Annotated in this window: 15 protein-coding genes; 14 read left to right on the plus strand and 1 reads right to left on the minus strand. The window is 64.3% G+C overall.

Going from position 1 to position 20,618, the window contains the following annotated elements:
- Positions 1 to 22: 22 nt before the first annotated feature.
- On the minus strand, positions 23 to 1,069 hold the full coding sequence (locus ACIPW4_RS04475) for a class I SAM-dependent methyltransferase (RefSeq protein ID WP_400655172.1): 1,047 nt from the start codon (positions 1,067 to 1,069) through the stop codon (positions 23 to 25).
- 144 nt (positions 1,070 to 1,213) lie between these two features.
- On the opposite strand from ACIPW4_RS04475, the gene ACIPW4_RS04480 reads away from it, so the two are divergent.
- From ACIPW4_RS04480 to narJ, 14 genes are all read left to right on the plus strand, one after another.
- The gene (locus ACIPW4_RS04480; protein WP_400655175.1) at positions 1,214 to 1,885 is read left to right on the plus strand and encodes a hypothetical protein; all 672 of its coding nucleotides are present in this window, start codon (positions 1,214 to 1,216) and stop codon (positions 1,883 to 1,885) included.
- On the plus strand, positions 1,875 to 2,066 hold the full coding sequence (locus ACIPW4_RS04485) for a hypothetical protein (protein ID WP_400655176.1): 192 nt from the start codon (positions 1,875 to 1,877) through the stop codon (positions 2,064 to 2,066). The genes ACIPW4_RS04480 and ACIPW4_RS04485 overlap by 11 nt, the downstream gene beginning before the upstream one ends.
- A gap of 116 nt (positions 2,067 to 2,182) precedes the next feature.
- On the plus strand, positions 2,183 to 3,520 hold the full coding sequence (locus ACIPW4_RS04490; RefSeq protein ID WP_400655178.1) for a UDP-glucose dehydrogenase family protein: 1,338 nt from the start codon (positions 2,183 to 2,185) through the stop codon (positions 3,518 to 3,520).
- Positions 3,508 to 4,482, plus strand: coding sequence for an NAD-dependent epimerase (locus ACIPW4_RS04495; protein WP_400655180.1), 975 nt, complete (start codon positions 3,508 to 3,510; stop codon positions 4,480 to 4,482). Before ACIPW4_RS04490 ends, ACIPW4_RS04495 begins: the two co-directional genes overlap by 13 nt.
- A gap of 34 nt (positions 4,483 to 4,516) precedes the next feature.
- Complete coding sequence (locus ACIPW4_RS04500; protein ID WP_400655183.1) at positions 4,517 to 5,260, plus strand: glycosyltransferase family 2 protein; 744 nt, start codon at positions 4,517 to 4,519, stop codon at positions 5,258 to 5,260.
- Positions 5,257 to 5,529 carry a lipid-A-disaccharide synthase N-terminal domain-containing protein gene (locus ACIPW4_RS04505; RefSeq protein WP_400655185.1) on the plus strand — a complete coding sequence of 91 codons (273 nt, stop codon included), beginning with the start codon at positions 5,257 to 5,259 and terminating at the stop codon, positions 5,527 to 5,529. Before ACIPW4_RS04500 ends, ACIPW4_RS04505 begins: the two co-directional genes overlap by 4 nt.
- Positions 5,530 to 5,532: 3 nt before the next feature.
- Positions 5,533 to 7,080, plus strand: a complete 1,548-nt coding sequence (locus ACIPW4_RS04510) for an ArnT family glycosyltransferase (protein ID WP_400655186.1) — start codon at positions 5,533 to 5,535, stop codon at positions 7,078 to 7,080.
- Positions 7,081 to 7,159: 79 nt separating this feature from the next.
- Positions 7,160 to 8,380, plus strand: coding sequence for a putative DNA modification/repair radical SAM protein (locus tag ACIPW4_RS04515; protein WP_400655189.1), 1,221 nt, complete (start codon positions 7,160 to 7,162; stop codon positions 8,378 to 8,380).
- Positions 8,371 to 9,210, plus strand: a complete 840-nt coding sequence (locus ACIPW4_RS04520; protein WP_400655191.1) for a TIGR03915 family putative DNA repair protein — start codon at positions 8,371 to 8,373, stop codon at positions 9,208 to 9,210. Before ACIPW4_RS04515 ends, ACIPW4_RS04520 begins: the two co-directional genes overlap by 10 nt.
- A gap of 122 nt (positions 9,211 to 9,332) precedes the next feature.
- Positions 9,333 to 11,489 carry a TonB-dependent siderophore receptor gene (locus ACIPW4_RS04525; protein WP_400655193.1) on the plus strand — a complete coding sequence of 719 codons (2,157 nt, stop codon included), beginning with the start codon at positions 9,333 to 9,335 and terminating at the stop codon, positions 11,487 to 11,489.
- A 403-nt stretch (positions 11,490 to 11,892) separates the two neighbouring features.
- Positions 11,893 to 14,529 carry a nitrate/nitrite transporter gene (locus ACIPW4_RS04530; RefSeq protein WP_400655196.1) on the plus strand — a complete coding sequence of 879 codons (2,637 nt, stop codon included), beginning with the start codon at positions 11,893 to 11,895 and terminating at the stop codon, positions 14,527 to 14,529.
- Between the two features lie 34 nt (positions 14,530 to 14,563).
- On the plus strand, positions 14,564 to 18,328 hold the full coding sequence (locus ACIPW4_RS04535) for a nitrate reductase subunit alpha (RefSeq protein ID WP_400655198.1): 3,765 nt from the start codon (positions 14,564 to 14,566) through the stop codon (positions 18,326 to 18,328).
- Complete coding sequence (narH, locus tag ACIPW4_RS04540) at positions 18,325 to 19,881, plus strand: nitrate reductase subunit beta (RefSeq protein ID WP_400655200.1); 1,557 nt, start codon at positions 18,325 to 18,327, stop codon at positions 19,879 to 19,881. Before ACIPW4_RS04535 ends, narH begins: the two co-directional genes overlap by 4 nt.
- A complete protein-coding gene (gene narJ, locus ACIPW4_RS04545) occupies positions 19,874 to 20,605 on the plus strand; it encodes a nitrate reductase molybdenum cofactor assembly chaperone (RefSeq protein ID WP_400655202.1) in 732 nt (243 codons plus the stop codon). The genes narH and narJ overlap by 8 nt, the downstream gene beginning before the upstream one ends.
- The last annotated feature ends 13 nt before the right edge of the window (positions 20,606 to 20,618 follow it).

The raw sequence follows: 20,618 nt of genomic DNA on the forward strand, positions 1-20,618 counted from the left end.
GAGGCCAGCATAGAAAAACACCCTATTTCCTGGCCTCCAGAATCAGGTTGAACGGCGTCTGCGTCGCCCGCCTGAACCGCGTGAACCCCGCCTCCTCGAACACCGCCCGCAACCGCGCCTCACCCGCCTGCGCGCCCAACCCCAGCCCCACTTCCTGCGACAACGAATTGGGCGTGCAGATGAACGTCGACGCCGCATAGAACAACCGCCCGACCGGGGTCAGGTTGCCCTCCAGCGAATCCTCGGCATAGGGTTCCACCAGCATCACCGTGCCGTCAGCCTTCAACGCCCGGTAGGCATGCTTCGCGGCGCCCACGGGGTCGCCCATGTCATGCAGGCAATCGAAGAAGCACACCAGGTCGTGGTCATGCCCCGGGTAGTCCTTGGCCGATGCCTGCTGGAAGCTTACCCGCCCTTCCAGCCCGGCCTCGTGCGCACGGTCACGGGCCGTGGCAATGGACGGCGCGTGGTAGTCGTAACCGGTGAACGTGGAAGCCGCAAATGCCTCGGCCAGGACCAGAGTCGAGGCGCCATGGCCACACCCGACATCCGCCACCTTGGCCCCGGCCTGCAACTTGGCCACCACCCCTTCGAGCGCAGGCAGCCAGTCCGCAACCAGAAAGGTGCGGTAACCAGGCCGGAAGAAGCGCTCGGTGCCGCTGAACATGCACGGATGGTGATCCCCCCAGGCCAGCCCGCCGTCGCCGCGCATGGCCGCCACCAGCTTGTCCTTGTCGTGGAACAGGGCTGCGATGACTGCTGCGCCGCCGGCCATATAGGCCGGAGAATCTTCCAGTGCCAGGGTCATGGCCTGCGCTTCTGGCAGGACGAACGTACCCTTTTCATGCACCACGTAACCCGCAGCCGCCTGGGCATTGAGCCACTCACGCACCAGCCGCGGGTGGCAACCTGTTTTCGCCGCCAGCGATTCGGCGCTGGTCGGCTGGCTGTCGGCCATGGCCCGGTAGAGCCCGAGTTCGTCGCCGAGAATCACATTGGCCAAGGTGGCCGCAGCGCCCATGTCACCTACCAGCTTGCCCATGAACTCGTGAAGCCTTGCCTCATCCATGACCTGCCCTCCTCTGCAAAGAAGGCCATCGCCAGCGAGGGGCATCCGCTCCAGGGAGGCGGTGGTCGATTGAGTGCGATCTGCTCGCGATATTGAACCCGGTAGCGGGCCATTTGTAAGTTTAGATGGCCCTGATTGGACGCCATGCGAACTCCCCTACAAGAGATCGCAGAAAGTCATTACAGCGTCTCAGCCCATTCCGAAGCCCTTTGGCAATACCATCAACTGCCAATCGAACAAGCAGCGGCTTACCCCAACATGGACGATCAAAAACGGGCAGAGCTCATCGGTTTCAAGCAAGCCGCTCGGGGGCTCGTTATCCAGGACATCCGACGCTGGGGCGACCGGTTCGGCAACGCCCTCAAGGTCGACGAGATAGATGCCCGAGCCATCGAGGCTCATGAGCACTGGCATCCTGCCCCACATGATTTTGGCTGGCATCGGGTAATCCATTGGAAGCGACGACACGCCCACGTCGATGCACTGGACATCGCCATCTGGCACCACGAACAACTCGCTGGTCTTTGCTGGGCCGCACCTCAAGGCAGCAAGGAAAAGATCATGGTCTTGTACCTGCAACGCAGTCCGGATGACAATTTGGCGACAAAGGGATACATCGCGCCATTGTGCATGAGTGGAGTACGCTATGCATTGCTGCTCGGCCTGAGATGGGTCGTGGTGAAAGCCCCCCTTCAGCAAGCGCGGGTTGCCTATCAACTGGATGGTTTCCGACACGTGAAAGGTTTGGGTCTTGCCTATGACCTGTCCCCCTTCCATGCTGCCTTGGACCACGAGGAGATTTCTGATGGCGAATGAAACCGATGCATTCAGCGCGAGCGCAGCGCATTTCAAGGCAACGGCCGAGGAAAAACTCGCACGCTTGCGCAAGTGTGCTCAGTTCCACGGTTTTATCAGCGAAGAAACACTCGAGGCGTTCGCCAGAATCGAACAGTCCGCTTACGCAGGGCGCTCGATAAAGCATCGCAAGGCTGGTTGAAGGCACTGTCCCTGTAGATGTGCTGCAGCCTGAAGGTAGTGATAGCCAACCCAGGTAACAATTCCTAAACACCGATGTGACATTTTCTTTCAGCTTTCTCGCCATGGAGCTGCCAGATGAATGTCACGGTTTTCGGTACCGGCTATGTCGGCCTTACCCAGGCAGTGTGCCTGGCCCAGGTAGGGCACTCGGTGTTGTGCATGGACATCAATACCGACCGGGTCGCGGCCTTGAGCGAGGGGCATTGCCCGATCTTCGAGCCCGGCCTTGCGCCGCTGCTGGAGAACAGCCTGGCCTGCGGCCGGCTGCGCTTCACCACCGACGCCGCTGACGCGGCGCAATACGCCAGGTTGCAGTTCATTGCCGTCGGTACACCGCCCCAAGCCGACGGCAGCGCCGACCTGCGCCATGTGTTCGCCGTGGTCGACAGCATCCTCGAACACGCTGATGGCCCCAAGGTCATCGTCAACAAGTCCACCTCGCCAGTCGGCACGGTAGACCGCATCAAGGCACGCATCGCCCTGGCGGTGGCCGACGTTGAACGCTTCCAGGTCATCAGCAACCCGGAGTTCCTCAAGGAAGGTTCGGCGGTGGATGACTGCATGCGCCCGGACCGCATCATCATCGGCGGTGCCGCGCCGGCCGAGGTCGAGTTGCTGCGCGAACTGTACCTGCCGTTCAGCCGCAACCGCGAAAAGCTCATGGTCATGGACGCCCGCAGCGCCGAACTGACCAAATACGCCGCCAACTGCATGCTGGCCACCAAGATCTCCTTCATCAACGAAATCGCCAACCTGGCCGAGCACCTGGGTGCCGACATCGAAATGGTCCGCCGCGGCATCGGCTCGGACCCGCGCATCGGTTACGACTTCATCTATGCCGGTTGCGGCTTTGGTGGCTCATGCTTCCCCAAGGACCTGCAGGCGCTGCGCAAGAGTGCCGAGGCCGAAGGCTTCGACTCGCAGCTGCTGGAGGCGGTGGAGTCCGTCAACGAGCGGCAGAAGAGCCGCTTGTTCGGCAAGATCCAGCGGCACTACCCGCACGGCGTGCGCGGCAAGGTCTTCGCCCTCTGGGGGCTGTCGTTCAAGCCCAATACCAATGACATTCGCGAAGCTTCCAGCCGCGTGCTGCTCGAGGCCCTGTGGGCCGCTGGTGCGCGGGTACAGGCCCATGACCCGCAGGCGATGGCGGAGATCCAGCGGCATTACGGCGCACGTGCCGACCTGCTGCTGGTGCCCTGCAAGGACGATGCCCTGGAAGGCGCCGATGCCCTGGTGATCGTCACCGAATGGCAGGACTACCGGGTGCTGAACCTGGACAAGGTCCCGCAGCTGCTGGCGGACCGCGTGGTCTTCGACGGCCGCAACCTGTTCGAGCCCGACCACATGGCCGCCGCCGGTCTCACGTATTACGGCATTGGCCGTGGCCAGGTGCAGCCGCCATGCCCGTACTGATCACTGGCGCGGCCGGGTTCATCGGCTTTCACCTGGCACGCCGCTTGTGCGAAGCAGGCATCGAGGTCGTGGGCATCGACAACCTCAATGCCTACTACAGTGTCGAGCTCAAACTGGCACGCCTGCAGCAGTTGCTCGCCTACCCCAACTTCCGCTTTCAGACCCTCGACATCGCCAACGCAGCCCACTTGCAGCAGCTGTTCGTCGGGCAACGCTTCAGCGAAGTGATCCACCTGGCGGCGCAGGCGGGTGTGCGCTATTCGCTGGACAACCCCGCCGCCTATGGGCACTCCAACCTGAGCGGTTTTCTCAACCTCCTCGAAGCTTGCCGTCAGCAACCACCGCGCCACCTGATCTATGCCTCCAGCAGTTCGGTGTACGGCGCCAATACCAAACAGCCGTTCAGCATCGATGACCCGGTCGAGCAGCCGATTTCGCTGTATGCCGCGAGCAAGCGCGCCAACGAGCTGATGGCGCACAGCTACGCGCACCTTTACCAGATGCCGGTCACCGGCCTGCGCTTTTTCACCGTCTATGGCCCGTGGGGCCGCCCCGACATGGCGCTGTTCAAGTTCACCCGGGCAATGCTCGCAGGCCAGCCGATCGAGATCTACAACCATGGCCAGATGGCCCGCGATTTCACCTACATCGATGACATCGTCGAGAGCGTTTTGCGCCTGCGCCTGAAGCCCCCGCAGCCTGGTGCCGGGCTACCACCCTGCCAGCTGTTCAACATCGGCTGCGGCCAACCCGTGCGGCTGATGGATTTCGTCGAGTGCCTGGAAAACACCACGGGCATCAAGGCCCGGCGCGAGTTCCTGCCCTTGCAGGCGGGGGATGTGCTGGAAACCTGGGCGGATGTGGACTCACTCAGGCGCTGGATCGATTTTTCGCCGAGCACCTCGCTGGAGCACGGCGTCGCCGCTTTCGTTGCCTGGTACCGGGACTTCTACCGGGTTTGACCACGCCCTCATTACAAGAACACAGGTACCCTCGATGACTGACCCATTTGACCTCTCGGTACTGATCCCCGCCAAGAATGAGGTCGACAACCTACCGGCATTGCTGGCGGAAATCCGCGCGGCGCTGGCCAACGAACATTACGAAGTGCTGGTGGTCGACGATGGCAGCAGCGACCAGACCCTCAAGGTGCTGCAGCAACTCAAACAGCAAGGCTTTACGCAATTGCGCATCCTGCGCCACGATCGCTCGCTGGGCCAGAGCACCTCGATCTGGCACGCCGCCCAGGCCGCCCGTGGCCGCTGGCTGGCGACCCTCGACGGCGACGGGCAGAACGACCCGGCCGACATCCCCGGCATGCTCGCCCTGGTCCGAGGCAGCGATGCCCCCGGCGGCGGCATCAAGCTGGTGGCCGGGCACCGCGTCAACCGCCGCGATACTGCCAGCAAGCGCTGGGCCTCGCGCTTTGCCAACGGCCTGCGCAGCCGCCTGCTCAAGGACGCTACCCCGGACACCGGTTGCGGCCTGAAGCTGATCGAGCGCGACGCCTTCCTGCGCCTGCCCTGTTTCGACCACATGCACCGCTTCATCCCGGCGCTGATCCTGCGCCACAACGGCCGCATGCTGGTACACCCGGTGAACCACCGCTCACGCCACGCCGGGGTGTCCAAGTACGGCAACCTGGACCGCGCCCTGGTCGGCATCCTCGACCTGGTCGGGGTCTGGTGGCTGATCCGCCGCACCCGTCTGGACACCCGTGCGCAGGAGCTTGAGGGATGACCCGCGAAACCCTCTGGCTGATCGTCGGCTTCGCCGGCCAGGCCGTGTTCACCGGCCGCTTCGTGCTGCAGTGGCTGTACAGCGAATTCAAGCGGCGCAGCGTTATCCCGGTGGGCTTCTGGTACCTGAGCATGCTCGGCAGCGCCCTGTTGCTGATCTACGCCATCTACCGCGAAGACCCGGTGTTCATCATCGGCCAGTCGTTCGGCCTGGTGGTCTACCTGCGCAATCTGCAACTGATCGCCCGCCACCCAGCGCAGAAGGAATAGCCCTTGCCAAGGTTCAAGACACTCGGCGCCGAACGCCTGGCCCTGGCGGTACTCGCCGTGCTGCTGGTAGGTGCCGGTATTGGCTGGCGCCAGCCAATGAACGTCGATGAGGAACGCTTCCTCGGCGTTGCCCTGGAAATGCTCCAAAGCGGCAACTGGTTCATCCCCCACCGTGCTGCGGAGATCTACGGCGACAAACCACCGCTGTTCATGTGGACCGTGGCCCTGTTCAGCTACCTGACCGGTTTGCCCAAGGTCGCCCTGTATCTGCCAGGGCTGCTGTCGGCGGCGACCATCGCCCTGGTGCTGCATGACCTGGGACGACGGCTGTGGACCCGGCGCATCGGCGTGATTGCCGCGCTGCTGTTCCTGGCGACGTACCAGAGCTACAGCATCCTGCGGACCGGGCAAATCGACAGTTTCCTGTGCCTGTGGGTGGCGCTGGGCCTGTACGGCATGGTCCGCCACCTGCTGCTGGGGCCGGCCTGGGGCTGGTTCTACCTGGCCTGCGTAGCCATGGGCCTGGGCATCATCAGCAAGGGCGTGGGGTTTGTTCCGGCACTGATGCTGCTGCCCTATGCCTGGGCCGTGCGCAAGCGCTGGCGCGGCGTGGTGGCCTACTCGGGCCAGGGCTGGCGCTGGAGCCTGGGGCTGGCCTGGCTGTTGGCCGGTTGCGCGGTGTGGCTGCTGCCGCTGCTGGTCTCCATTGCCCATGGCGGCGGCGCGGCGGAACTGGCCTACCTGAAAGAGATTCTGCTGCGCCAGACCGCCAGCCGTTATGCCAATGCCTGGGACCATCGCGAGCCCTTCTGGTACTTCTTCGTCAAGGTGATCCCGCAATACTGGCTGCCATTGATCCTGGCCCTGCCGTGGCTGGTCCCGGCCTGGCGCAGGCAGTTGCAGAAACGCGATGGGCGCTTCCTGCTGCTGCTCGGCTGGGTCGCCCTGGTGCTGTTGTTCTTCAGCCTCAGCAGCGGCAAGCGCAAGCTGTACATCTTCCCGGCCCTGCCCGGCCTGGTACTGGCCATCGCCCCGCTGCTGCCATGGTTGCTCAAGCGCTGGCTGCAACGCCGGCCCGGCTGGCGCAAGGCGTTCACCGCCATTGCGCTGGCGTGGTTCTGCCTGTGGTTCGCGCGTGGTTTCGTCGAGCCTGTGAAGGAAGGTCGCAACCCTCACGAAACCTTGATGGCCGACGCCGCACGCGCCACCGGTGGCGCCGAACTGGTGCTGGTCAACTGGCGTGAGGGGCACTGGCTGTTCGCCCGCCAGCCGATCGTCCACTTTGGCTTCGCCAACCAGTCCAGGCCTGACAAGGCGGTATTCTGGCTGCGCCATAACCCCACGGCCTTCGCCCTGATCCCAGCCAGAGAACTGGGCCACTGCTTCAGTGCCGACAAGGCGCACAGGCTGGGCGAGACCTCGCGTGCCGAGTGGTACGTGGTCGGCGCCGATGCCGATAACGGCCAGTGCCAGGCAGTGGCTCCTGCGCAGGTCTACCACTTTGCCTGGGCCAATACGCCCGGAGATCTGCAGCCCCTTGTCGCCAACTGACTGGCATGAACCGATGAGGCCTTGCAAATGCTGAAATCTCGAAATACTGTATGAATATTCAGTATTTCGAGACATCCCCATGCAGCTCATTGCCAAACTCGGCATCCTCGCCGATGCCGCCAAGTACGACGCTTCGTGCGCCAGCAGCGGCGCCCCCAAACGCAGCTCGCGCGGCAGCGATAGCCTGGGGGCGACCGATGGCATGGGCATCTGCCACAGCTACACCCCCGATGGCCGCTGCGTGTCGCTGCTCAAGGTACTGCTGACCAACTTCTGCCTGTACGACTGCCAGTACTGCGTCAACCGCCGTTCCAGCAATGTGCCGCGGGCCCGCTTCAGCCCCGAGGAAGTGGTGCGCCTGACCCTGGACTTCTACCGGCGCAACTGCATCAGCGGCCTGTTCCTGAGCTCCGGCATCATCCGCTCGGCCGACTACACCATGGAGCAGTTGATCCGCGTGGCGCGCCTGCTGCGTGAGGAACACAACTTCCGGGGCTACATTCACCTCAAGACCATCCCCGACGCCGACCCGCTGCTGATCGAAGAAGCCGGGCGCCTGGCCGACCGCCTCAGCGTCAACATCGAGTTGCCCACCGATGCCAGCCTCAAGCGCCTGGCCCCGGAAAAGCACGCACATACCATCCGCCAGGCCATGGGCGTGATCCATCAGGGCCAGCAGGCCGTGGCCGGCGAGCCAAAAGCACCGCGCTTCGCCCCGGCCGGGCAAAGCACCCAGGTGATCGTAGGCGCCGACGCCACCGATGACAGCACCCTGCTGCGCAACGCCGAGTCGCTGTATCAGGGCTACGGGCTCAAGCGTGTGTACTATTCGGCCTTCAGCCCGATCCCCGACAGCCCTGGCAGCGTGCCCCTGGCCGCGCCGCCACTGCTGCGCGAACACCGCCTGTACCAGGCCGACTTCCTGCTGCGCGGCTACGGCTACAAGGCCGGCGAGCTGCTCGGCCAGGCCGGCAACCTGGCACTGGACATCGACCCCAAGCTTGCCTGGGCACTGGCCAACCGCGAGGTGTTCCCGCTGGATGTGAACCGCGCCGAACCGGCACTGCTGGCGCGCATTCCCGGCATCGGCCTGCGCAGCGTGCAACGGCTGGTGGCCCTGCGCCGCGAGCGGCGCGTGCGCTATGACGACCTGATCCAGCTGCGCTGCGTGCTGGACAAGGCGCGGCCGTTCATTGTCACCAGTGACTACCGCCCCGCGGATGGCGAGCTGCGCAGTGGTTTGCTGCGGGCGCGCCTGCGCGAACCACAGGCGCCGCAGCAGATGGGGTTGTGGGGGTGATTGCCCTCGATTGCGATGACCAGTTCGGTACATGGCGCAACCAGGCCCGGGCCCTGCTCGGGCACGGTATCGACCCTGCAGACGTGACGTGGGCGCAGGGACCGATTCCGGACCTCCTGGCCATCCCTTCCCCGCTGCCCGAAGGCCCCGGCCCGTTTCGCGCCAAGGTACCCGCCGCACTGCTGACGCAACTGGAGCAAGCGGCGCGCTACCGCGGCGAGCAACGCTGGAACCTGCTGTACGAAGTGCTCTGGCGCGTGGCCCATGGCGACCGCACAGCCATGCTGGCGGGTGACCGCCTGGGCAGTGAACTGCAACGGCGTATCAAGCAGGTCAGCCGCGAGGCGCACCATCTGCACGCGTTCGTACGCTTCGTGCCGCTGCCTGTCACGCTGGCCGAGCATTTGCAACTTGATCTGGTGGCTTATCACGAGCCTGCACATGACATTCTCGAAAGTGCCAGCGCGCATTTCGCTGACCGCCTGGGCCGCCAGCGCTGGCTGATCGCAACGCCGCAGGACGGTATTCGATACGACGGCAAAGCCTTTGATTATCGGCGCAAATGCCCAGAAGATTGGCGAAAATGGTCTCAGAATGCCGACGACCCCGGTGCCGAACTGTGGTGTACCTATTACCGTCACACCTTCAACCCGGCCCGGCTCAACCCCGACGCCCTGCGCCTGCACATGCCGGGACGGTTCTGGCGTCACTTGCCAGAAGGCATGCTGATTCCGCAACTCGAGGGCCTGGCGCGCCAAGGCAAGCAACGTGATGGCCAGGCACTGGAAGTAGCTAGCCAGCGCGGCAAGAAGATCACCCGCTCCGGGTAATTGTGAAAATTTTGTAATGGATTGAACCCGGCATCTTCCCAAGGTGCGACACATCCTGACAGACTATCTGCCAATCATTCTCATAAACACTTGCATTAGCAGTTATCAGGAGCTCGTCCGTCATGCTGTCGCCGCTCGCGCACACGCGCCCTCTCGCCGCCCGCAATCTGCTTGCCATGGCCGTGTACATGGCTATCGCCACCCCAGCCCTGGCCGAAGACACACCCACCACGCTGGAACTGGGCGCCACCGAAATCAGCTCGCAGGCACTGGGCAGCACCACCGAGGGCTCGGGCTCCTACACCACCGGCTCCATGTCCACCGCCACCAAGCTGCCGCTGAGCATGCGTGAGACGCCCCAGGCAGTAACCGTGATCACCCGCCAGCGCATGGACGACCAGGCCATGACCAGCATCAACGACGTGGTCAAGGCCACCCCTGGCCTGTTCCTCGACTACTCCAACGGCCCGGGTCGGCAGAGCTACTCCGCGCGCGGTTTCGACATCGACAACCTGATGTACGACGGCATCCCCAGCGGCTACACCGGCTGGGTGGTTGGCGCCCAGCCGAACCTGGCGATGTTCGACCGGGTCGAGGTGGTGCGCGGCGCCACCGGGCTGGTCACCGGTGCCGGCAACCCGTCGGCGGCCATCAACCTGGTGCGCAAGCGCCCGCTGGCCGAGCAGAAGGTTACCCTGACCGGCGCTGCCGGCAGCTGGGACGACTACCGTGGCGAAATCGACGCCTCCAGCCCGCTCAACGACAGCGGCACCCTGCGCGGGCGTGTGGTGGCGTCCTATCGCGATGCCAACAGCTTCATCGATGACGTCGAGGAAGACCATGGCCTGTTCTATGCGGTGACCGAGGCGGACCTGTCCGAAGACACCAGCCTGATGCTCGGGTTCTCGCACCAGAAGGACAAGACCAACTACTTCTGGGGCGCCATGCCGACCGCCCTCGACGGCCATCACATGGGCTTCTCGCGCTCCTACAACCCTGGCACCGACTGGGAGAACAAGGATCAGGAAATCGACACCGTGTTCGCCGAACTGCGCCATCGCCTGGCCAATGACTGGAAGCTCCAGCTCAACGCCAACTACGCGCAGCAGCAAGCGACCTTCACCGGCTCCTACCAGTCGCGCTGGGCCGGGTTGCAGGCGCCGTTGTCGCGCACGGTCTACCAGTCCAAGCACCAGGAAAACCAGGCCGGCCTCGACGGTTTCGTCAGCGGCCCGTTCGAACTGTTCGGGCGCAGCCACGAATTGGTAGTCGGCGCCAGCAAGCGCATCTACGACATGGACTCGCGCAACTACAGCCCGTACGACACCGACTACCCGCTCAATGGTGGCAAGCCGGACTTCGTGCACACCGGCAACCAGCGTGAAGTCACCACCCAGGATGGCGTGTACATGACCACCCGGCTGAACCTGGCCGACCCGCTCAAACTGATTCTCGGTGGGCGCCTGGACTGGTACGACTACGACAACCGCGATGGCGACGGCGACTACAAGGTCACCCGCAACGTCACCAAGTATGCAGGCCTGATCTATGACCTGGACGATCATCACTCGGTGTATGTGAGCTACAGCGACATCTTCACGCCGCAAAGCTCCAAGGACGTTTCCGGCACGCCGGTGAAACCGATCGTAGGCAAGAACTACGAAGTCGGCATCAAGGGCGAATACTTCGGCGGTGCGCTCAATGCCAGCATCGCGCTGTTCCGCGTCGACCAGGAAAACCGCGCCACCCAGGTGTTCGTTGCGAACTGCCCGCAAACCTCGTGCTACGAGGCTTCGGGCGAGGTGCGCAGCCAGGGCATCGATATGGAACTGCAAGGTGCACTGACACCGAATTGGCAGGTCGGCGCTGGCTACACCTACGCCCGCGCGCACACCATCAAGGACGACGCCAACCCTGGCAAGGTCAACCAGCGTTTCGACACCGATACCCCGGAGCACATGTTCAAGCTGAACACCGTGTACCACTTCCAGGGGCCGCTGGAGAAGCTGCGGGTGGGGGGCAACATTTCGTGGCAGAGCCGTATCTACAACGATTTCACCGTGGCTGATGGCAGCGAGTACCGGTTGGTTCAAGGGTCGTATGCGGTTACCGACCTGATGGCGGGTTACAAGGTCAATCAGAATCTGGACCTGCAGCTCAATGCAAACAATGTGTTTGACCGCAAGTTCTACTCGGCTGTGGCCAGTTCGGTGGACTATGCGGGCGATACCTGGGGGGCGCCGAGGAACATGATGCTGACGGCCAAGTACAGCTTCTAATTGTTCGCCTTGAGGTCTTCAGCGCCTGTGAGATCGAGCGCCGCGCGGGCGGCGCTCGATCTCACAGGCACCGAAAATTTTGTGGCAGGCCCCTTGCGGCCCAGACACCCTCCCCCAGCCCCGCGCCTGGCAAAATTGCCAGTTTCCCGCCCACCCCCGATCCACCAGAATCCTCCCACGACAACCTGTCGGCTATCAGGAAATTGGCGCTTCCTGCAATCGCCACCTAGCCTGTACCAGCAGCTAGCCGTACCTACATAACGAGAAAGTGCAGTAACAACCGTGATTCAGCTGGCGAGTGGCGTTTACCAAGCACCCTCCTGGGCGTAGCCACGCCCAGGCCCCGGTACGCTCTCGGCTGTTGCACATCCGTCGCTCTGGCACCCCACAGGGAAGTGCTTGCATGGCCACGAATGTTTCAGCCCCGGACCAGTACCGCGCCTTAGGCCTCTGCACCCTGGCCTTCACCTTGTGCTTCGCCGTGTGGACGCTGTTCTCCATCCTGGGCCTGCAGATCAAGGACGAGTTCGCCCTCTCCGATACCCAGCTCGGCCTGCTGATGGCCACACCGGTACTCACCGGGTCCATTTCGCGCATCTTCCTCGGTGTGTGGACCGACCGCTACGGCGGACGTTGGGTCTTCGGCCTGTTGATGCTGGTGTCGGCACTGTGCGTCTACCTCCTGACTTTCGCCAACAGCTTTGCGCTACTTCTGGTCGCCGCGCTCGGCGTGGGCCTTGCCGGTGGCGGCTTCATCGTCGGCACTGCCTACACCGCCACCTGGTTCGAACCGGGTCGGCAAGGCACCGCACTGGGCATCTTCGGTGCAGGCAACGTCGGTGCCGGGGTGACCAACCTGGCTGCGCCCTTGCTGTTGCTGGCCCTGGGCTGGCGCGGTGCGGCGCTGGTGTACGCCAGCGTGCTGGCGATCATGGGCGTGCTGTTCATCCTGCTGGCCAAGAATGACCCACAGAGCCAAACGCGCCAGGCGCACCCGGTGCCACTGCGCGAACAGCTGGCCCCGTTGGCCGAACTGAGGGTGTGGCGCTTCTCGCTGTACTACTTCTTCGTCTTTGGCGGCTTCGTCGCCCTGGCGCTGTGGCTGCCGCACTACCTGATGCAGGTGTACGGCCTGGGCCTGGCGGCCGCTGGCGTAGTCGCCGCGCTTTACACCGTGCCGGCCTCGTTGTTCCGCATCCTCGGCGGCTGGCTGTCGGACCGCCATGGCGCACGCAAGGTAATGTACTGGACCCTCGCAGTCTCTGTTCTGTGCACCTTCCTGCTCAGCTACCCGCCCACCCGTTACAGCATCACCGGCGTGCGTGGCGAGATAGACTTCGCAATGAGTCTGGGCCTGGTCGGCTTCACCGCGATCATCATCGTGCTGGGGTTCTTCATGTCCCTGGGTAAAGCGGCGGTGTTCAAGCACATCCCCACCTACTACCCACAGCATGTCGGCGTGGTTGGCGGCCTGGTGGGGATGATGGGCGGGCTGGGCGGCTTCCTGCTGCCACTGACCTTCGGCATGCTCAACGACGTGATCGGTATCTGGCAAAGCTGCTTCATGCTGTTGTTCCTGATCGCAGCAGGTGCACTGGCCTGGATGCACTACGCGATCCGCATGGCCGAACGCGTGGAGTGGGCGCAGAGCAGCGAGAGCCGCGACCTTCCGGAGCTGTCCACCCCCAGCAGCTTCGTGCTGCGCGAGTGGCACCCGGAGGACCCGGCGTTCTGGGAGGCCACCGGCAAGCGCATCGCCACCCGTAACCTGTGGATCTCGATCCCCAACCTGCTGCTGGGCTTCGCCATCTGGATGGTCTGGTCGGTGGTGGTAGCCAAGCTGCCGCTGGCCGGGTTCGACTACAGCGCCAACCAGCTGTTCTGGCTGGCCGCCCTGCCCGGCCTGTCAGGCGCCACGCTGAGGATTTTCTACAGCTTCATGGTGCCGATCTTCGGTGGCCGGCGCTGGACCGCGCTGTCCACTGCCTCGCTGCTGCTGCCGGCGCTGTGGATCGGCTTTGCCGTACAGAACCCGCAAACACCTTACCTGGTGATGCTGATCCTGGCGCTGCTGTGCGGCCTGGGCGGCGGCAACTTCTCGTCGAGCATGGCCAACATCTCGTTCTTCTTCCCCAAACAGGCCAAAGGCGGCGCCATGGGGCTGAATGCCGGGTTGGGTAACCTGGGCGTCAGCGTGATGCAGTTCCTGGTGCCGCTGGTGATCACTGCCGGCGTATTCGGCAGCCTCGGCGGCCAGCCGCAGGCCACCACGCAAGGCACACCATTGTGGCTGCAGAACGCCGGTTTCATCTGGGCGCCGTTCATCATCGCCGCCGCTGCAGCGGCCTGGTTCGGCATGAACGACATCGCCAGTGCCAAATCGTCGTTCAGCGACCAGCTGGCGATCTTCAAACGCAAGCACACCTGGCTGATGAGCGTGCTCTATACCGGCACCTTCGGCAGCTTCATCGGCTTTTCGGCAGGCTTCCCGCTGCTGGCCGGGCACTTGTTCCCGGACGTCGACATCCTCAAGTTCGCCTTCCTCGGCCCACTGATCGGCGCCCTCTCCCGCGCCTTTTCCGGCGGCCTGGCCGACCGCTTCGGCGGTGGACGTATCAGCCTGTGGGTCTATGTGGCGATGGCAGCCTGCGTGGCCGGGGTGCTGTTCTTCATCGCCGCCGGCAGTTTCTGGGGCTTCCTGGCGATGTTCCTGCTGCTGTTCTTCTTCTCCGGCGTGGGCAACGCCAGCACCACGCAGATGATCCCGGCGATCTTCCGCATGCAGACACCTCGGCTGTTCCCCCACCTGCCCGCCGACGAGCAGGCGCTGATGAGCGAGAAGGAATCTGCCGCCGCCGTGGGCTTCATTTCGGCAGTGGCCGCCTATGGCGGGTTCTTCATACCGAAATCGTTCGGCAGTTCGTTCGACCTCACCGGCGGCCCGCAATGGGCGCTGTACGGGTTCATCGTGTTCTACCTGCTGTGCATCGCGCTGACCTGGTTCTACTACACCCGAAGCAACGCTGAAGTCCGCTGCTAACTGTCACCGCTGCTAACCTTCACGGAGCAAAGCCATGAGTTTCTTCATCGACCGCTTGCGCTACCTGGTCAAACGCCCGCCCGAGTTCGCCGACGGCCATGGCGAAACCCGTGACGAAAGCCGCGCCTGGGAAGACGGCTACCGCCAGCGCTGGCAGTACGACAAGATCGCCCGCTCCACCCACGGGGTTAACTGCACCGGTTCCTGCAGCTGGAAGGTCTATGTGAAGAACGGCCTGGTGACCTGGGAAACCCAGCAGACCGATTACCCGCGCACCCGCCCCGACCTGCCCAACCACGAGCCGCGCGGCTGCCCGCGCGGGGCCAGTTACTCCTGGTACCTGTACAGTGCCAACCGCCTCAAGTACCCGCTGGTACGCAAGGCCCTGATCCAGCTGTGGCGTGCGGCGCTGGCCGAGCAACCCGACCCGGTGCTGGCCTGGGCCAGCATCGTCGAAGACCCGGCCAAGGCCCGCCACTACAAATCGATCCGCGGCCGTGGCGGCTTCGTGCGCAGCGACTGGGACGAGCTGCAGACGCTGGTCGCCGCCGCCAACGTGTACACCGTCAAGCAGTACGGCCCCGATCGCGTCGCCGGCTTCTCGCCGATCCCGGCCATGTCGATGGTCAGCTACGCGGCCGGCACCCGCTACCTGTCGCTGATCGGCGGGGTGTGCCTGTCGTTCTACGACTGGTACTGCGACTTGCCGCCGGCCTCACCGCAGGTGTGGGGCGAGCAGACCGACGTGCCCGAGTCGGCCGACTGGTACAACTCCGGCTACATCATCGCCTGGGGCTCGAACGTGCCGCAGACCCGCACCCCCGACGCGCACTTCTTCACCGAGGTGCGCTACAAGGGCACCAAGACCATTGCCATCACCCCCGACTACGCCGAAATCGCCAAGCTCTGTGATGAATGGATGAGTGCCAAGCAAGGCACCGACGCCGCCCTGGCCATCGCCATGGGCCACGTGATCTTCAAGGAATTCCACCTTGATAACCCCAGCGCCTACTTCACCGACTACATCCGCCGCTACAGCGACATGCCGATGCTGGTGGAGCTGGAGCAACGCGACGACGGCACGCTGGTACCGGGCAAGCAACTGCGTGCCAGCGATTTTGCTGGCGCCCTGGAGCAAGCCAACAACCCCGAGTGGAAGACCATCGCCTGGGACGAGCAAGGCGAGCGCCTGGTGGTGCCGCGTGGCTCGATCGGCTTTCGCTGGGGCGAGAGCGGCCACTGGAACCTGGAGCCGGTCGATGCCGCAGGCGGCGAGGTACAGCTGTGCCTGTCGCTGCTGGGGCGCCACGATGAAGTGGCGCGGGTGGCCTTCCCCTACTTCGGCGGTATCGAGCGCGAGCACTTCGCCCATGTGCCGGTGCGCGACGTGCTCTACCACCACATCCCGGCCAAGCGCCTGCGCCTGGCCGATGGCCGTGAAGTGCTGGCAGTCACCGTGTTCGATCTCACCGCCGGCAACTACGGCATCGACCGCGGCCTGACCGCCACGGTGGGCGGCAGCGGCGCGGACGACGGCGCCAGCGCCTACGACCAGCTCAAGCCCTACACCCCCGCCTGGCAGCAGGCGATCACCGGGGTCAAGGCCGAGCAGATGATCCGCATCGCCCGCGAGTTCGCCAGCAACGCCGACAAGACCCACGGCCGCTCCATGATCATCGTCGGTGCCGGGATGAACCACTGGTACCACATGGACATGAACTACCGCGGGCTGATCAACATGCTGATCCTCTGCGGTTGCGTGGGCAAAAGCGGGGGCGGCTGGTCGCACTATGTCGGCCAGGAAAAACTCCGCCCGCAAACCGGCTGGACGCCCCTGGCCTTCGCCCTCGACTGGCATCGCCCGCCACGGCACATGAACAGCACCTCGTTCTTCTACAACCATTCCAGCCAGTGGCGCTACGAGAAGCTCGAGGTCAGGGAGCTGCTGTCACCCCTGGCGCGCAGCGAGGACTTCAGCGGCAGCCTGGTGGACTACAACGTGCGCGCCGAGCGCATGGGTTGGCTGCCTTCGGCGCCGCAGCTGGGCATCAACCCGCTGCGCCTGGCGGCCGCCGCGCAAGCCGCCGGGCAGAGCACCGCCGATTACACCGTCAGCCAGCTCAAGAACGGCAACCTGCGGTTTGCCAGCGAAGACCCGGACAACCCGCAGAACCACCCGCGCAACCTGTTCGTCTGGCGCTCGAACCTGCTCGGGTCCTCCGGCAAGGGCCACGAATACATGCTCAAGTACCTGCTCGGTACGCGTAACGGCGTGCTCGGCAAAAACCTTGGCGAGGTTGGCGGGCACAAACCCGAAGAGGTGGTGTGGAAGGACGATGCCATCGAAGGCAAGCTCGACCTGGTGGTGACGCTGGACTTTCGCATGTCCACCACCTGCCTGTACTCCGACGTGGTACTGCCCACTGCTACCTGGTACGAGAAGGACGACCTCAACACCTCCGACATGCACCCGTTCATCCACCCGCTCACTGCCGCCACCGACCAGGCCTGGGAAGCGCGCAGCGACTGGCAGATCTACGACGGCATCGCCCAGGCCTTTGCCCGCGTGTGCGTCGGCCACCTGGGTGAAGAGACCGACCTGGTCACCCTGCCCCTGCAGCACGACAGCCCCGGCGAGCTGGCCCAGCCCGAGGTACGCGACTGGAAAAAGGGCGAATGCGAGGCCATCCCCGGCCAGACCATGCCCTCGCTCATCGAGGTCAAGCGCAACTACCCCGAGACCTATGAGCGCTTCAGCTCGGTCGGCCCGTTGCTCGACACCCTCGGTAATGGCGGCAAGGGCATCGCCTGGAAGACCGAGGAAGAGGTCGACCTGCTCGGCCAGCTCAACTACCACAAGCACGAAGGGTCCGCTGCCGGGCGGCCGAAGCTCGCCTCTGCCCTGGACGCCGCCGAAATGATCCTCACCCTGGCCCCCGAAACCAACGGCCATGTGGCGGTCAAGGCCTGGGAGGCGCTGTCCAAGGTCACCGGCCGCGACCACAGCCACCTGGCCCGGCGCAAGGAGGAAGAAAAGATCCGCTTCCGCGACCTGGTCGCACAACCGCGCAAGATCATCTCCAGCCCCACCTGGTCGGGCCTGGAGGACGAGCACGTCAGCTACAACGCCTGCTACACCAACGTTCACGAACTGATCCCCTGGCGCACGCTCACCGGGCGCCAGCAGTTCTACCAGGACCACCCGTGGATGCGTGCCTTCGGCGAGAGCCTGATGGTGTACCGCCCGCCCATCGACACCAAGGCCGCCGCCAGCGTCGCCGCGCCCAAACCCAACGGCAACCCGGAAATCGCCCTGAACTGGCTGACCCCGCACCAGAAGTGGGGCATCCACTCCACCTACAGCGACAACCTGCTGATGCAGACCCTGTCGCGTGGCGGGCCGATCGTGTGGATCAGCGAGGACGATGCCCAGCGCATCGGCGTGGCCGACAACGACTGGATCGAGCTGTACAACGCCAACGGCGCCATCGCCGCCCGCGCGGTGGTCAGCCAGCGCGTGCGTCCGGGCATGGCGATGATGTACCACGCCCAGGAACGCATCGTGAATATCCCCGGCTCCGAGGTCACTGGCACCCGCGGCGGCATTCACAACTCGGTGACCCGCGTGTGCCCCAAGCCGACCCACATGATCGGTGGCTACGCGCAGCTTTCCTATGGCTTCAACTACTACGGAACGGTGGGCTCGAACCGCGACGAATTCGTCATCGTGCGCAAGATGCACCGGGTCGACTGGCTCGACGGTGAAGGCAACGACTACAAGCAGGAGACCGTGAAATGAAGATCCGTTCCCAGGTCGGCATGGTGCTCAACCTCGACAAGTGCATCGGCTGCCACACCTGTTCGGTCACCTGCAAGAACGTCTGGACCAGCCGCGAGGGCGTCGAATACGCCTGGTTCAACAACGTCGAGACCAAGCCCGGCATCGGCTACCCCAAAGAGTGGGAAAACCAGAAGAAGTGGCGCGGCGGCTGGGTACGAAACGCCGACGGTTCGATCAACCCCGGCATCGGCGGCAAGTGGCGGGTGCTGGCAAATATCTTCGCCAACCCCGACCTGCCAGAGATCGACGACTATTACGAGCCGTTCACCTTCGACTACGAACACCTGCACACGGCCAAGAGCGGTGACCACCAGCCCGTGGCACGGCCACGTTCGCTGATCTCCGGCCAGCGCATGAAGAAGATCGAATGGGGCCCCAACTGGGAGGAACTGCTGGGCACTGAATTCGCCAAACGGCGCCGCGACGTGAACTTCGACCAGGTCCAGGCCGATATCTATGGCCAGTTCGAAAACACCTTCATGATGTACCTGCCGCGCCTGTGCGAACACTGCCTGAACCCGGCCTGCGTCGCCTCGTGCCCCAGCGGTGCGATCTACAAGCGCGAGGAAGACGGCATCGTGCTGATCGACCAGGACAAGTGCCGCGGCTGGCGCATGTGCGTCAGTGGCTGCCCGTACAAGAAGATCTACTACAACTGGAAGAGCGGTAAATCCGAGAAGTGCATCTTCTGCTACCCGCGTATCGAGACCGGCCAGCCGACGGTGTGTTCCGAGACCTGCGTGGGGCGCATCCGCTATCTGGGTGTGCTGCTCTACTACGCTGATCGCATCGAAGAAGTCGCCGCCTCGGCCGATGACCGTGACCTCTATCATCGCCAGTGCGACATCTTCCTCGACCCGCACGACCCGGCAGTGATCGCCCAGGCGCGCAAGGATGGCATCGACGACAGCATCATCAGCGCCGCCCAGGCCTCGCCGGTGTACAAGCTGGCCATCGACTGGCAACTGGCACTGCCGCTGCACCCGGAATACCGCACGCTGCCGATGGTGTGGTACGTGCCCCCACTGTCGCCGATCCAGTCCGCCGCCGAGGCCGGCCATGTCGAGTTCGACGGCGTGCTGCCGAAGATCGAGTCGCTGCGCATTCCGGTGCGCTACCTGGCCAACATGCTCACCGCTGGCGAAGAAGCGCCGGTGGTGCTGGCACTCAAGCGGCTGATGGCCATGCGCGTGTACATGCGCGCCAAGCATGTCGACGGCACCTTGAACACTGCCGTGCTGGACCAGGTCGGCGTGAGCCAGCGCCAGGTCGAGGACATGTATCGCTACCTGGCCATCGCCAACTACGAAGACCGCTTCGTCATCCCCACCGGCCACCGCGAACACGTGCCGGATGTGTATGCAGAGCGCAGCGGCTGCGGTTTCACCTTCGGCGACGGCTGCAATGGCGGGCGCAACGAACTCAGCCTGTTCGGTGGGCGCAAGCAGACCACCACCCTGGTCAAGCCGGTGCAGACCTTCGACCCGCTCGAGGACAGCCGCCATGAGTGAAGGCCTGCTGAGCCTGCGGGTGCTGGCGCGCCTGCTCGATTACCCGAGCGCCGAGCTGCTGGCCGCAAGCCCCGAGCTGATCGCGATCATCGACAGCGAAACACGTTGGCCCCCTCCCTTGCGTCACCAGCTTGCGCAGTGGTGTCGCGAACTGGCCGGCAGCGAGCTGCTCGACCTCGAGGAGGCCTACGTCGAGATGTTCGACCGTGGCCGCGCCGTCTCGCTGCTGTTGTTCGAGCACGTGCACGGTGAGTCCCGCGACCGTGGCCAGGCGATGGTCAACCTGCTGGCGGAGTATGCAGCGGCCGGCTTCCAGCTCGATGCCCGCGAACTGCCGGACCATCTGCCGCTGTTCCTCGAGTATCTGTCCACCCGTGAGGAAGGCGACATTGGCCAGTGGCTGGGCGAAATTCAGCCGATCCTGGCTCTGCTCGGCGCCCGTCTCGAGGAGCGCGACAGCCGCTATGCCCTGGTGCCTCGTGCCCTGCTCTCACTGATCGGCGCCGCTGACAGCATCGTTGAACAGCGCGCAGCCGCGAGCGTCGAGCCGGCCGACAACACGCCCCAGGCGCTGGATGCGGTGTGGGAAGAAGAAGCCGTGCGCTTCGAGGCGAAGTCCGCCCAGGACTGCAGCCTGCAGTCGGCCGAAGGCCGGCGCCTGGCCGAGCGCAAGTACGAGGCCATCCCCCAGGTCATCCAGGTCATGCCGCCCAGCGGCCAATGAACGGAGGTGCATC

It is taken from the genome of Pseudomonas sp. NPDC089996, from assembly GCF_044748405.1.
Classification (GTDB): Bacteria; Pseudomonadota; Gammaproteobacteria; order Pseudomonadales; family Pseudomonadaceae; genus Aquipseudomonas.

Bases quoted from the DNA above. Each gene is read 5' to 3' on its own strand.
- ACIPW4_RS04475 (WP_400655172.1), bottom strand. From the start codon at position 1,069: ATGGATGAGGCAAGGCTTCACGAGTTCATGGGCAAGCTGGTAGGTGAC.
- ACIPW4_RS04480 (WP_400655175.1), top strand. From the start codon at position 1,214: ATGCGAACTCCCCTACAAGAGATCGCAGAAAGTCATTACAGCGTCTCA.
- ACIPW4_RS04485 (WP_400655176.1), top strand. From the start codon at position 1,875: ATGGCGAATGAAACCGATGCATTCAGCGCGAGCGCAGCGCATTTCAAG.
- ACIPW4_RS04490 (WP_400655178.1), top strand. From the start codon at position 2,183: ATGAATGTCACGGTTTTCGGTACCGGCTATGTCGGCCTTACCCAGGCA.
- ACIPW4_RS04495 (WP_400655180.1), top strand. From the start codon at position 3,508: ATGCCCGTACTGATCACTGGCGCGGCCGGGTTCATCGGCTTTCACCTG.
- ACIPW4_RS04500 (WP_400655183.1), top strand. From the start codon at position 4,517: ATGACTGACCCATTTGACCTCTCGGTACTGATCCCCGCCAAGAATGAG.
- ACIPW4_RS04505 (WP_400655185.1), top strand. From the start codon at position 5,257: ATGACCCGCGAAACCCTCTGGCTGATCGTCGGCTTCGCCGGCCAGGCC.
- ACIPW4_RS04515 (WP_400655189.1), top strand. From the start codon at position 7,160: ATGCAGCTCATTGCCAAACTCGGCATCCTCGCCGATGCCGCCAAGTAC.
- ACIPW4_RS04525 (WP_400655193.1), top strand. From the start codon at position 9,333: ATGCTGTCGCCGCTCGCGCACACGCGCCCTCTCGCCGCCCGCAATCTG.
- ACIPW4_RS04530 (WP_400655196.1), top strand. From the start codon at position 11,893: ATGGCCACGAATGTTTCAGCCCCGGACCAGTACCGCGCCTTAGGCCTC.
- ACIPW4_RS04535 (WP_400655198.1), top strand. From the start codon at position 14,564: ATGAGTTTCTTCATCGACCGCTTGCGCTACCTGGTCAAACGCCCGCCC.
- narH (WP_400655200.1), top strand. From the start codon at position 18,325: ATGAAGATCCGTTCCCAGGTCGGCATGGTGCTCAACCTCGACAAGTGC.
- narJ (WP_400655202.1), top strand. From the start codon at position 19,874: ATGAGTGAAGGCCTGCTGAGCCTGCGGGTGCTGGCGCGCCTGCTCGAT.